This window comes from Rahnella sp. P4_A8 (genome assembly GCF_056402435.1).
On record NZ_JBFUHK010000017.1, the window covers coordinates 20,318 to 32,937 of the forward strand.

Sequence of the window (12,620 nt, forward strand, 5' to 3'; positions counted from 1 at the left end):
CGGAGCCAAATTACAAGGAGAATGCGGTGCGCTGGTTACCGTTATTACTGTTATTCCTGCTGGCTTACATTGAAATCACCTTATTTATCAAGGTGGCTGCGGTGGTTGGCGTGGCAACAACGTTATTGCTGGTTGTTTTCACCTCTTGCGTAGGTGTCTCTCTGGTGAAGAATCAGGGCATGAAGACGTTTATGCAGTTGCAGCAAAAACTGGCGGTTGGGGAAAGCCCGGCAGCCGAGATGGTTAAAAGTGTTTCGCTGGTGATCGCCGGATTCCTGCTGCTGGTACCGGGCTTCTTTACTGATTTCCTCGGTTTGCTGCTTTTGCTGCCACCCATCCAGAAACGACTGACGCTAAAACTGATGCCGCATTTGAACATTGTGCGTTCCGGCGGTAACTGGGGGAGCAGCGCGCCAACGGGGAATACCTTTGATGGCGAGTTCGAGCGGACGGATGAAACGCAGGAACGTCTGGTTACACCTAAAAAAGATGACGACACAGAGCACCGCGATCGCTAATCTCTGTGGCCTCAATTGTTAAAAGATTGTTGGGAAGCACTGCGAAGGTCGATTTTCGTCAACAGAGCAGCGAAAGAAAAAGAGAAAATTTTTCTGTTCTTCCCCTTGAAGGGCTGCGTATCGCCCCCATTAAACAAACCACGAGGCCGGGCAGGACTTTGCCAGGCATTCAACCCTAAAAATAGATATGGACCCGCTCACAGGAGAGTTATCAATGAAAATTCGTCCATTGCATGACCGCGTTATCGTCAAGCGTAAAGAAGTAGAATCTAAATCCGCTGGCGGCATCGTTCTGACTGGCTCCGCTGCCGGTAAATCTACCCGTGGCGAAATCCTGGCTGTCGGCCATGGTCGCATTCTGGAAAATGGTGAAGTTAAAGCGCTGGACGTGAAAGTTGGCGACATCGTCATTTTCAACGACGGTTACGGCGTGAAAGCTGAGAAGATCGACAATGAAGAAGTGTTGATCATGTCTGAGAGTGACATTCTGGCAATCGTAGAAGCCTGATTGTCCCCCGATCCACTTTTTTCTGAACAGAACGAATTTAAGGGAAATTAACAATGGCAGCTAAAGAAGTAAAATTCGGTAACGACGCCCGTGTGAAAATGCTGCGTGGCGTAAACATCCTTGCTGATGCAGTAAAAGTGACCTTGGGCCCTAAAGGCCGTAACGTGGTTTTGGACAAATCTTTCGGCGCACCAACCATCACTAAAGACGGCGTGTCCGTTGCACGTGAAATCGAACTGGAAGACAAGTTCGAAAACATGGGCGCACAGATGGTGAAAGAAGTCGCGTCCAAAGCGAACGATGCAGCGGGTGACGGTACCACTACCGCAACCGTTCTGGCTCAAGCCATCATCACTGAAGGCCTGAAAGCTGTTGCCGCGGGCATGAACCCGATGGATCTGAAACGTGGTATCGACAAAGCTGTCGTTGCTGCGGTTGAAGAACTGAAAAAATTATCTGTCCCTTGCTCTGACTCTAAAGCCATTGCACAGGTTGGTACCATCTCTGCTAACTCCGATGAAACTGTCGGTAAACTGATCGCTGAAGCGATGGAAAAAGTGGGCAAAGAAGGCGTCATCACTGTTGAAGAAGGCACTGGCCTGCAAGATGAGCTGGACGTTGTTGAAGGTATGCAGTTCGACCGTGGTTATCTGTCTCCTTACTTCATCAACAAACCAGAAACCGGTTCAATCGAACTGGAAAGCCCGTTCATCCTGCTGGCTGACAAGAAAATTTCTAACATCCGCGAAATGCTGCCAGTACTGGAAGCCGTTGCGAAAGCCGGTAAACCACTGCTGATCATTGCTGAAGACGTTGAAGGCGAAGCCCTGGCGACTCTGGTTGTGAATACCATGCGTGGCATCGTGAAAGTGGCTGCGGTTAAAGCACCAGGCTTCGGCGACCGTCGTAAAGCTATGCTGCAGGACATCGCAACCCTGACTGGCGGTACCGTTATCTCTGAAGAGATCGGTCTGGAACTGGAAAAAGCCACTCTGGAAGATATGGGTCAGGCTAAACGTGTTGTTATCAACAAAGACACCACCATCATCATCGATGGCGTTGGCGAAGAAGCAACCATCCAGGGCCGTGTTTCTCAGATCCGTCAGCAGATTGAAGAAGCGACTTCTGATTACGACCGTGAAAAACTGCAAGAGCGTGTGGCTAAACTGGCAGGCGGCGTAGCCGTTCTGAAAGTGGGCGCAGCGACTGAAGTTGAAATGAAAGAGAAGAAAGCTCGCGTTGAAGATGCCCTGCACGCAACCCGTGCTGCGGTAGAAGAAGGCGTGGTTGCTGGTGGTGGCGTGGCGCTGGTTCGCGTTGCTCACACTCTGGCTAACCTGACCGGCGACAACGACGACCAGAACGTGGGTATCCGCGTTGCTCTGCGCGCAATGGAATCTCCACTGCGTCAGATCGTTGTGAATGCTGGCGAAGAAGCCTCTGTTATCGCAAACAAAGTGAAAGCGGGCGAAGGCAGCTTCGGCTACAACGCTTACACCGAAGAATACGGCGACATGATCGCAATGGGTATCCTTGATCCAACTAAAGTCACCCGTTCTGCTCTGCAGTACGCGTCTTCTGTAGCTGGCCTGATGATCACCACTGAGTGCATGATCACCGACCTGCCTAAAGACGATAAAGTCGATATGGGCGGCGCTGGCGGTATGGGTGGAATGGGCGGCATGGGCGGCATGATGTAATCATCATCCCCCTGCGTTCATCCGCAGGTACGTAAAATCAGCGGGCTTTTTTGCTCACTGAGGCAACGTACTGAAGAAACCCGGTCTGTAAAGGCCGGGTTTTTTTATTTGACCCTTTTTTATCAGGTTCAGTAAGATAACTCTCATTGTCTCCGGCCTTTAACGTGTAGACTTGTTTCTGCGTGGATTTCGGATTTTTACCGATAGCACAAACTTGGGTATGCGTGGCAACGGATGCCTAAGAGAGCCAGGTGTTTTCTGATAGGCTTTATGTGATTACAAAAACAAATGGGGAAAGTGATGCGGATTAAAATGTTACTGGGCCTGTCAGCTATCGCGCTGCTTGCCGGGTGCAGTACCACTCATCAACTGGATGCAGCGGGCCAGCAGGTGAAATTCACGGACGACAAACCAGGCGCAAATTGTCAGTTGCTTGGCGAAGTCACCGGTGCCCAAAGCAACTGGTTCTCCGGTACCGGCGGTGACGGCAGCTCCATGCGTGGCGCAGCCAATGACCTGCGTAACAAAGCGGCAGCGATGGGCGGCAACACCATTTATGGTGCCAACAGCCCGTCCCAGAACTTCCTGTCCAGCTTTGCACCGGTTGACAGCAAAATGGTCGGTCAGGTTTATAAGTGCCCATAGTCGCGTGAAGGCTATAAATACTAAAGGGATGCCAATGGCATCCCTTTTTGCGTTCCCCCTTCATACTTCAAGCCGCAGGTGCGTTGGCTACGTTCAGTCACCCGAATCACTTACCTGAGTAAGCTCATCGGGACTCCATCACTTGCCGCCTTCCTGCAACTTGAATTATTTGGGGTTGGAAGAACGTGTTAAGACTGCTTCAGCCGCAGATCCAGAATGGTTTTGCTCGGCTCGCCGCCAATTTCACGGGTCAGTTTCGGTACCATATAACCTGACACTTTACTCATCAGCCCTTTCATAATGACGCGCGCTTCGTCGTCGTTCACCATGAAATGCGCCGCACCCTGTACTTTATCCAGCACGTGGATGTAGTAAGGCAAAATACCCGCGTCAAACAGCGCGTTGCTCAGTGTCGCCAGCACATCAGCAGAATCATTAACGCCCCGCAGCAGCACGCTCTGATTGAGCAGCGTCACGCCATGGCTTTTCAGCTTCGCCATGCTGGCGCGCAATGCATTATCAATCTCATTGGCGTGATTGATATGCGTCACCATCAGCACCTGAAGACGTGATTTTTCAAGGCGCTGGCAGAAGGAATCCGTGATACGTGCAGGGATAACCACCGGCAAACGGGTATGAATACGCAGCCGCTTAATGTGCGCGATCTCTTCGAGTTCACCGATCAACCAGTCGAGTTCATGATCCTTGGCCATCAGCGGATCACCACCGGAGAAAATAATTTCATCGAGTTCCGGGCGAGTGCGGATATAATCCAGCGCCTGAACCCAGTTAGCCTTATTTCCCTGGTTGTCCTGATACGGGAAATGACGACGGAAACAGTAGCGGCAATTTACCGCACATCCGCCTTTCACCAGTAACAGGGCGCGATTGCTATACTTGTGCAACAGACCCGGAACAACGCTGCGTTGTTCATCAAGCGGGTCAGTGGTAAAGCCCGGCGCGGCAATAAATTCCTCGCGTGCGGTCAATACCTGAAGCAATAAAGGATCCTGTGGATCGCCCGGCTGCATACGTGCCACAAAGGCGCGGGGCACGCGAAGCGGGAACAAACGACGGGCTTCACGCCCACTTTGCAGTTCTGCATTGTCGTTAAGTGCCAGAAGAGTAAGCAGTTCATCCGGGTCAGTGATAACATCGCCGAGTTGATACAACCAATCTTCTCTAAATGGCGTGTTTAGGGTTACAATGTTTGCCATTTTTTTGGCTAATACCAGTTTAAAATTAGAGGGCCATCATGGCGACTTATTCTAGCAACGATTTCCGTCCGGGTCTTAAAATCATGTTCGAGGGCGAGCCTTACGCTATCGAATCCAGTGAATTCGTAAAACCAGGCAAAGGCCAGGCTTTCGCACGCGTTAAAATGCGTCGTCTGCTGACCGGTTCCCGTGTAGAAAAAACCTTCAAATCTACTGACTCATGCGAAGGCGCTGATGTTGTAGATACCAACATGAACTACCTCTACAACGACGGTGAGTTCTACCACTTCATGCACCCTGAGACTTTCGAACAGCATCAGGTTGAAGAGAAAACTGTTTCTGACGCCTCTAAATGGCTGCAGGACAACGCAGAATGTATCGTGACGCTGTGGGATGGCCGTCCTATCGCTGTTCAGCCACCAAACTTCATCGAAGCTGAAGTTGTGGACACTGATCCGGGCCTGAAAGGTGATACCGCAGGTACCGGCGGTAAGCCAGCGACCCTGAGCACCGGCGCTGTGGTTAAAGTGCCATTATTCGTGCAGATCGGCGAAATCGTCCGTTGTGACACCCGCTCTGGCGAATACGTTTCCCGCGTTAAATAAGTTCTCAATACTTATTACGCCGGATGAAAGCTGCCACAGGTGAATGCCTGTCGCAGCTTTCCAGCCCCAACTTGTTGAATGGGATTATGTTTACCATGTTGAAGAAGATGATGTTTATCGTGGTTTCAGTGATGCTGCTGGCTTCGTTATCCGGCTGCAACACGGTTCATGGTTTCGGTGAAGACATCCAGCATCTGGGTGGCGCAATTTCCAAAGCAGGCTGATCCCTTCAGCCTCGTTTTACCAAATGTCTTAAAATCCTGCCTGTTCCCTTCTATATCCAGAAAATTAGCTACACTAAAAGTGTCGTACTTTACATTCTCTTATAGGAAGGAAATTTATATGCTGAAGAAAAGTATCCTCGCTATCTTGTCTGTTCTTATCTTGTCTTCTGCTTTAACAGCCTGCAACACCACGCGTGGCGTAGGTGAAGATGTGTCTGCCGGTGGGGAAGCCATTCAGAAAAGCGCGCAATAGCGAGCGAATAACGTTAAGTAAACTGATGTCTGCCTGCACGTTGATGCAGGCAGTGTTGTTTTTATGGCGCGAGTTTTATGGTGTAAGCATCAAGGCTGTTTCACCCACACCAGTTTGCTGGTATCAAATCCGTACTGCTGCGCCGTTTGCAGAAGTTGCTGCTTCACGCTGTCATCCAGCGTTGGCGTACGGGACAGGATCCACAGATAGCTTTTATCCGGTCCGCAGACCAGCGCGTAACGATAATCTTTATCCAGTTCTATGACGTTATAACCGCCATAGAACGGACCGAAGAATGACACTTTCAGCGCCGCGCGCGCAGGTGATCCGGTGAAGTAACCTTTGCCCTCACTTTCCTGCCATTTATTCTTCTGCGGATTAAACCCGCGATTAATCACTTTTACGCCGCCATCATCGCGCAGGCTGTAATTGGCGGTGACGCGTTCCAGTCCGCTTTCAAAACTATGGTCCAGTCTGGCGACTTCATACCAGGTACCGAGATAGCGGGTGAGTTCGAAATTATTGACGACTTTGACGTCAGCAGGCGGCGTTACGCTGCACGCGACTGACATAAGTGCTGTGATGATAACGCTGAGTTTTGACCAGATACGCATGGAGTTTCCTTCCTTAGTATGTTCTCTAAGTGTAGGTAACAAAAAAGAAAAAGGGAAAACCTGCGGATAAAGAATGAAAACAGCGGCCAGAGAGATGGCCGCTGGAAAGTCAGATCTTTGCGGATCAGAGGCGGATCAGCACGATAAGGGTGACGATACTTAAGATCGTCGCCAGCCCGTAGAACACCCATTTTCCGGCCGGAACGTGGACCTTCAGGTCGTGCATGCAGTGATGGATCCGGTGCAGACCGCACCACAGAGGCAGCACGATCATCAGCAGCAGGAACAGACGCCCGATCCCGCTTTGCGCAAATGCCAGCACGCGTGGATAGCTCAGTGCGTCGCCGGGGAAAAAGCCCAGCGGCAGCAGGAAGCACACCAGCAGAATCATCACCGGCGCAAAAATTGCGCTCCACATACCGCCCGCACCAAACAATCCCCAGAACACCGGCTCGTCTGAACGTTTAGGAAGAGTATTTTTCATGTCGCCTCCTTAAAGAAACAGTGCGATGACGAGAACAACCAGCGTCACAACGATCGTCACGCCCCAGAAACCGGCAATCACCGGTTCAGGTCCCATCTTTTTGCCTTTCACCACCAGGATGGAGGCTTTCGGTGCCAGTTCGAACCAGGTTTTGGTATGCAACAGGGCCGCAAGCAGGGCGATCAGGTTAATCAGCAAGACCACCGGATTTTGCAGAAAATTCACAAAATCCGCCCAGCTTTCAGGCCCGTTACGTAACGAGCAAACCCCTGCCAGCAGTAAGAAACTGAACCATACTGCCGGAACCGCCGTGCCCTCACGCAGCATATAAAAACGGTAGAACGGTAAATTTTTCCACCAGCTGGCTTTCATCTCACGCACGTAGGGTTTACGTTTGCTGCCCGTACTTTGAGTCGTCATATTTTCCTCCCTCATTGCGGTCTCAGCCTTGCGATCATGAAGTCTTTCGAACTTTCGACTTTGCCTTGCTGAATGGCGGCGGCAGGGTCGACGTGCTTCGGACAGACTTCGGAGCAATAACCGACGAACGTACAACTCCAGACACCATTCTGACTGTTGAGCTGTGGCATACGTTGTGCTTTGCCGTGGTCACGGTTATCGAGGTTGTAACGATGCGCCAGCGTGATAGCTGCCGGGCCGATGAATTCAGGATTCAGTCCAAACTGCGGGCAGGCGGCATAACATAAACCACAGTTGATACAGCCGGAGAACTGGTGATATTTCTCCATTTGCGCCGGAGTTTGCTTGCCCGGGCCTTCGCCGATCGTGCGGGTATTGCCGATAATGTAAGGTTTGATGGCTTCGAGGCTTTCGATAAAGTGGGTCATATCGACCACCAGATCACGTTCCACCGGGAAGTTCCCCAGCGCCTCAATCTGCATACCGTCCGGATATTCCCGCAGGAAGGTTTTGCACGCCAGCTTCGGCACCCTATTCACCATCATGCCGCATGAGCCGCAGATTGCCATACGGCACGACCAGCGATAGGAAAGGTCAGCGGCCAGATGATCTTTGATGTAGCCCAGAGCATCGAGCAGTGACGTTGTTTCATCGAAAGGCACGTCATACACCACCGGATGCGGCGCGCTGTCCGTTTCCGGGTTGTAGCGCATGATCTCAACCTTCAGGCTGCGCATTTTAGCCACGTGATTGCTCCTTATCTTTTTTATCGTGAGTCTCAGATTCCCCGCCGTACACGCGTTTTGCCGGTGGCAGCGTGGTAATTTTCACGTCGCCATATTCGAGGCGCGGGGCGGAATCTGGCTGATAAAAGGCCAGAGTATGTTTGAGGAAATTCACGTCATCGCGTTCGGTACAGCCTTCATCGAGACGCTGATGGGCGCCGCGTGATTCGCGACGATTGATGGCGGAATGCGCCATACATTCTGCTACTTCCAGGCCATGACCCAGTTCGATGGTATACAGCAGGTCGGTATTAAAGACACTGGAGGTATCCTGAATTTTCACCCGTTTGAAGCGTTCTTTCAGTTCGGCCAGTTTATCGATGGTTTTTTGCATCAGCTCGGTAGTGCGATAAATCCCGCAACCTTCTTCCATCGCCAGACCCATTTCGTCACGGATGGCGGCCCAGCTTTCGTCGCCTTCCTGTGCCATCAGCGCGGCAACACGGTTTTCGATATCACGCACCTGCGCTTCGAGCGCGACGCTGTTGCCGGTGTCTTTGGCTTCAACTGCGCGTTCTGCCGCTTTTTCACCGGCCATACGCCCGAACACCACCAGTTCTGCCAGTGAGTTTGAGCCGAGACGGTTGGCGCCATGCAGACCGACAGACGAACATTCACCGACTGCGAACAGACCTTTGATACGGGTTTCACACTGTGCATCGGTTTCAATGCCGCCCATGGTGTAGTGCGCGGTAGGGCGAACAGGGATCGGGTCCGTAATCGGATCGACGCCGACATACGCTTTGGCCAGTTCGCAGATGAACGGCAGACGTTCACGCAGTTTTTTCTCGCCGAGATGGCGTAAATCCAGATATACCACGTCGCCACGCGGCGTTTCGATGGTGCGTCCGGCGCGCCATTCGTGCCAGAACGCTTGTGATACTTTGTCACGCGGGCCGAGTTCCATGTATTTGTTTTTCGGCTCGCCCAGAGGGGTTTCCGGCCCCATGCCGTAATCCTGCAGATAACGGTAACCGTCTTTGTTGACCAGAATGCCGCCTTCACCGCGGCAGCCTTCTGTCATCAGGATGCCGGAACCCGGCAGGCCGGTCGGGTGATATTGCACGAACTCCATGTCGCGCAACGGAATGCCATGGCGGAACGCCATGCCCATGCCATCGCCGGTGACGATACCGCCGTTGGTGTTGTAACGGTAAACACGGCCTGCGCCGCCGGTCGCCATGACCACGGCGTTAGCCCGAATTTGCACGCGTGTGCCTTCCATCATATTGATGGCGACGACGCCGCGTACCTGGCCTTCATCGACCAGAATATCGAGGACGAAATGCTCATCGAATCGTTTGATTTGTGGGTATTTCAGCGAGGTCTGGAACAGGGTGTGCAGCATATGGAAGCCGGTTTTATCCGCGGCAAACCAGGTGCGTTCGATCTTCATTCCGCCGAAGCGGCGAACATTGACGGAACCGTCATCCTTACGGCTCCACGGACAGCCCCACAGTTCAAGCTGGGCCATTTCAGTCGGGCATTGATGAACGAAATGATCCACCACGTCTTGCTCACACAGCCAGTCGCCTCCGGAAACGGTATCCTGGAAGTGAAAATCAAAGCTGTCGTGATCTTGCGTCACAGCGGCAGAACCGCCTTCGGCCGCCACGGTGTGGCTGCGCATTGGGTACACTTTCGAAATCAACGCGATATTCAGGTTGGGATTGGCTTCCGCTGCGGCTATTGCTGCGCGTAAACCCGCCCCACCTGCACCTATAATTGCAATGTCGGCGTTAAAGGTTTGCACTGCATTCCTCCACTATCATCAATGAGATCGGGTTTGAAACACCCGCGAAAAGCTCTTCATAATCGAAGAGTTAGTGAACCCCGATGACATACAGGCGCTGTCCCGGTGGCTGATATTCTTATTGTTTGTAAGAGAATTATTATACCAAAGGGGTAGTCATGGTAATTTGATGTGAATGCAGGTTTAGGCTTTCTCTGCATTGCGCTTCGTAAAATGAGATATTTGTTTGCCTGCGGGGATGCAGGTAGACTGCATGACTTTTCTGAATTCGGAGTAAATCACCATGAGCGAAACAGCAAGCTGGCAACCCAGTGCTCCCGTCGCCAATTTGTTGAAGCGTGCGGCTATCCTCGCTGAGATTCGACGTTTCTTTGCCGATCGCGGCGTACTGGAAGTTGAAACGCCAGCAATGAGCCAGGCCACGGTGACCGACATTCATCTGGTGCCGTTTGAGACGCGTTTTGTCGGGCCGGGTGCGGCTGATGGCATGACGTTGTATCTGATGACCAGCCCGGAATATCACATGAAACGTTTGCTGGCTGCGGGCAGCGGGCCGATTTATCAGATGGGACGCAGTTTCCGTAATGAAGAAGCCGGGCGTCATCATAATCCGGAATTCACCATGCTCGAATGGTACCGTCCGCGTTATGACATGTACCGTCTGATGAATGAAGTGGATGATTTACTCCAGCAGGTTCTCGATTGCGATAGTGCTGAAACCCTGTCTTATCAGCAGGCGTTTACCCGCCATCTCGGTGTGGATCCGTTATCCGCCGACAAAACGGAACTGCGTGAAGCGGCGGCAAAACTGGATTTATCCAACATTGCTGATACCGAAGAAGACCGTGACACCCTGCTACAGTTGTTGTTTACGATGGGTGTAGAACCGCACATTGGTCGCGACAAACCAACATTCGTCTATCATTTCCCGGCCACGCAGGCCGCTCTGGCAGAAATCAGTACGGAAGATCACCGCGTCGCCGAGCGTTTCGAGGTGTATTACAAAGGCATTGAGCTGGCGAATGGTTTCCGTGAACTGACGGATAGCCGTGAGCAGCGTCAGCGTTTCGAGCAGGATAACCGCAAACGCGCGGCACGCGGCCTGCCGCAGCATCCTGTCGATAACAATCTGCTGGATGCGTTAGAACACGGTATGCCGGAGTGTTCAGGTGTGGCGCTGGGTGTTGACCGCCTGATTATGATTGCGCTGGGTGCTGCCAGCCTGAGTGATGTCCTGGCCTTCCCGGTGACACGCGCCTGATGAGTGCTTAAGCCCTGTTCCCAAGGTCAGGGCTTCCTTCCACGATTTCCCTTTTTTGCCCCTTCATTGTGCAATAAACCCAAAACTGCACTTTTACTGAAACAAAAGTACCTAAATGACGCAGCGCTGATTTTAAAGTTTCAGTGCTGGCCCTTTCTCGCCAAGCGCCATAAACAGGGGCTTCTGCCTGAGTTAAGCTAAATTTTTTGCTGCTGGCCTGATTTATGCATTACCGGATCATCACTTATTATCCGGAAAACTCGTTATGTCAGAATCCAACGACAAAGAACTTCTTTATGGACTGGAAGAGCGCATTGCACCGGCACCGGCATTTTTCACCGCCATCCAGCACGTGCTGGCAAGCGTGGTCGGAATTATCACGCCGCCGCTGATTATCGGCTCGGTTCTCGGGCTGAATGCCTACTTGCCTTATCTGATCAGCATGTCTTTGCTGGCTTCCGGCATCGGGACATTTATTCAGGCGCGCCGGTTTATGTCGGTGGGCGCGGGGATGATTTGTTTGCAAGGTACCAGTTTTGCGTTTCTGGGGGTGATCCTCTCCGGCGGTATGTTGGTGAAAAGCCGCGGTGGCTCTCCTGAAGACATCATGGCGATGATTTTTGGGGTGAACTTTGTGGCGGCGTTTATCCCGCTGCTGGTTAGCCGGTTTATCGGGCAGATGCGCCGCGTGTTTACACCGCTGGTCAGCGGCACCGTAATCGCGCTGATTGGCATCAGCCTGATTAAAGTCAGCATTACCGACTGGGCGGGCGGCCATGGTGCCGCGAATTTCGGCGCACCGGCTAACCTCGGGCTGGGGGCACTGACGCTGCTGGTGATTGTCGCCTGCAACCGCATCGACGTGCGCTGGCTGCGCCTTTCATCAATAGTTTTAGGCATTGTTGTCGGCTGTATCGCCGCTGCGCTGACCGGCCATCTGACGGTGAAACCTTTGCAGGGCGACTGGTTTGCATTGCCGCAACTGTTCCGTTTTGGTTTTAAGTTTGACTGGATTATTTTTGTGCCGATCGCGCTGGTATCGTTTATCAGCATCCTGGAAGCGGTGGGTGATCTGACCGCTAACTGCATGTTGTCGCAGCAACCGATTGAAGGAGAAAGCTTCCGTAAACGTCTGCAGGGCGGGATTCTGGCTGACGGTATCAGTTGCCTTATCGCCGCAGCCTTCTCGTCATTTCCTAACACAACATTTGCACAGAACAATGGCGTGATCCAGATGACCGGCGTCGCCAGCCGTTTTGTCGGCATGTATATTGGCGCGGTATTACTGGTGCTAGGCCTGTTTCCGTTTATCGGCGAAGTGTTGCAGCAAATTCCTGCGCCGGTGCTGGGTGGCGCAACGCTGGTGATGTTTGGCAGCGTGGTCGCGGCGGGTATCCGAATCATGACGCAGTCGCCGGTCGGACGTCGTGAAATGCTGATAATTGCCATCGCCTTTGGCATCGGTCTGGGCATTGAAGCCGTGCCAGATGTGCTTGGTCAGTTCCCGCCCATCGTCGGTAATATTTTCGGGCATGCCGTGACCAGCGGTGGCGTTATCGCTATTCTGCTCAATTTACTGATGCCTGCAGAACGCACCAGCGTGGTCGCGGAGGAGATCAAGGTTCACTGAAAT

At 52.4% G+C, this 12,620-nt stretch carries 15 protein-coding genes; 9 read left to right on the forward strand and 6 right to left on the reverse strand.

The genetic code is table 11. The features are described from left to right. Positions 1-26: 26 nt before the first annotated feature. The 4 genes from AC1DUO_RS11390 to AC1DUO_RS11405 all read left to right on the forward strand — a co-directional run bounded on the left by AC1DUO_RS11390 (position 27) and on the right by AC1DUO_RS11405 (position 3,371). Positions 27-518 carry an FxsA family protein gene (locus AC1DUO_RS11390; protein ID WP_119261149.1) on the forward strand — a complete coding sequence of 164 codons (492 nt, stop codon included), beginning with the start codon at positions 27-29 and terminating at the stop codon, positions 516-518. 214 nt (positions 519-732) lie between these two features. Beyond that, positions 733-1,026 (forward strand): co-chaperone GroES, encoded by a 294-nt coding sequence (locus AC1DUO_RS11395; RefSeq protein WP_009636718.1) that lies wholly within the window; start codon positions 733-735, stop codon positions 1,024-1,026. A 53-nt stretch (positions 1,027-1,079) separates the two neighbouring features. Next, the gene (gene groL / locus AC1DUO_RS11400) at positions 1,080-2,726 is read left to right on the forward strand and encodes a chaperonin GroEL (RefSeq protein WP_013573739.1); all 1,647 of its coding nucleotides are present in this window, start codon (positions 1,080-1,082) and stop codon (positions 2,724-2,726) included. A gap of 300 nt (positions 2,727-3,026) precedes the next feature. Then, the gene (locus AC1DUO_RS11405) at positions 3,027-3,371 is read left to right on the forward strand and encodes a DUF4156 domain-containing protein (RefSeq protein ID WP_014333641.1); all 345 of its coding nucleotides are present in this window, start codon (positions 3,027-3,029) and stop codon (positions 3,369-3,371) included. Between the two features lie 188 nt (positions 3,372-3,559). On the opposite strand, the gene epmB is transcribed toward AC1DUO_RS11405, so the two are convergent. Continuing rightward, on the reverse strand, positions 3,560-4,588 hold the full coding sequence (epmB, locus tag AC1DUO_RS11410) for an EF-P beta-lysylation protein EpmB (RefSeq protein WP_119261150.1): 1,029 nt from the start codon (positions 4,586-4,588) through the stop codon (positions 3,560-3,562). Positions 4,589-4,626: 38 nt separating this feature from the next. Between epmB and efp the strand changes: the two genes are divergently transcribed. The 3 genes from efp (at position 4,627) to AC1DUO_RS11425 (ending at position 5,670) form a co-directional block, all read left to right on the forward strand. Continuing rightward, complete coding sequence (gene efp, locus AC1DUO_RS11415; RefSeq protein WP_013573742.1) at positions 4,627-5,193, forward strand: elongation factor P; 567 nt, start codon at positions 4,627-4,629, stop codon at positions 5,191-5,193. Between the two features lie 95 nt (positions 5,194-5,288). Continuing rightward, positions 5,289-5,417 carry an entericidin A/B family lipoprotein gene (locus AC1DUO_RS11420; protein WP_013573743.1) on the forward strand — a complete coding sequence of 43 codons (129 nt, stop codon included), beginning with the start codon at positions 5,289-5,291 and terminating at the stop codon, positions 5,415-5,417. A gap of 118 nt (positions 5,418-5,535) precedes the next feature. Then, entirely contained in the window at positions 5,536-5,670 is a 135-nt protein-coding gene (locus AC1DUO_RS11425) for an entericidin A/B family lipoprotein (RefSeq protein ID WP_013573744.1), read from the forward strand. A gap of 89 nt (positions 5,671-5,759) precedes the next feature. On the opposite strand, the gene blc is transcribed toward AC1DUO_RS11425, so the two are convergent. The 5 genes from blc to frdA all read right to left on the reverse strand — a co-directional run bounded on the left by blc (position 5,760) and on the right by frdA (position 9,726). After that, positions 5,760-6,284: an outer membrane lipoprotein Blc gene (blc, locus tag AC1DUO_RS11430; protein ID WP_013573745.1), complete on the reverse strand. Its 525-nt coding sequence runs from the start codon at positions 6,282-6,284 to the stop codon at positions 5,760-5,762. A 124-nt stretch (positions 6,285-6,408) separates the two neighbouring features. Then, entirely contained in the window at positions 6,409-6,768 is a 360-nt protein-coding gene (frdD, locus tag AC1DUO_RS11435; RefSeq protein ID WP_013573746.1) for a fumarate reductase subunit FrdD, read from the reverse strand. Positions 6,769-6,777: 9 nt separating this feature from the next. Then, the gene (gene frdC / locus AC1DUO_RS11440; protein WP_119261151.1) at positions 6,778-7,188 is read right to left on the reverse strand and encodes a fumarate reductase subunit FrdC; all 411 of its coding nucleotides are present in this window, start codon (positions 7,186-7,188) and stop codon (positions 6,778-6,780) included. Between the two features lie 11 nt (positions 7,189-7,199). Then, positions 7,200-7,925, reverse strand: coding sequence for a succinate dehydrogenase/fumarate reductase iron-sulfur subunit (locus AC1DUO_RS11445; protein WP_191996300.1), 726 nt, complete (start codon positions 7,923-7,925; stop codon positions 7,200-7,202). 1 nt (position 7,926) lies between these two features. Continuing rightward, positions 7,927-9,726 (reverse strand): fumarate reductase (quinol) flavoprotein subunit, encoded by a 1,800-nt coding sequence (gene frdA / locus AC1DUO_RS11450; RefSeq protein ID WP_119261153.1) that lies wholly within the window; start codon positions 9,724-9,726, stop codon positions 7,927-7,929. 283 nt (positions 9,727-10,009) lie between these two features. On the opposite strand from frdA, the gene epmA reads away from it, so the two are divergent. Both epmA and AC1DUO_RS11460 read left to right on the forward strand, forming a co-directional pair. Beyond that, the gene (gene epmA / locus AC1DUO_RS11455; RefSeq protein WP_013573750.1) at positions 10,010-10,987 is read left to right on the forward strand and encodes an elongation factor P--(R)-beta-lysine ligase; all 978 of its coding nucleotides are present in this window, start codon (positions 10,010-10,012) and stop codon (positions 10,985-10,987) included. Positions 10,988-11,252: 265 nt separating this feature from the next. Then, positions 11,253-12,617: a uracil-xanthine permease family protein gene (locus AC1DUO_RS11460; RefSeq protein ID WP_013573751.1), complete on the forward strand. Its 1,365-nt coding sequence runs from the start codon at positions 11,253-11,255 to the stop codon at positions 12,615-12,617. The last annotated feature ends 3 nt before the right edge of the window (positions 12,618-12,620 follow it).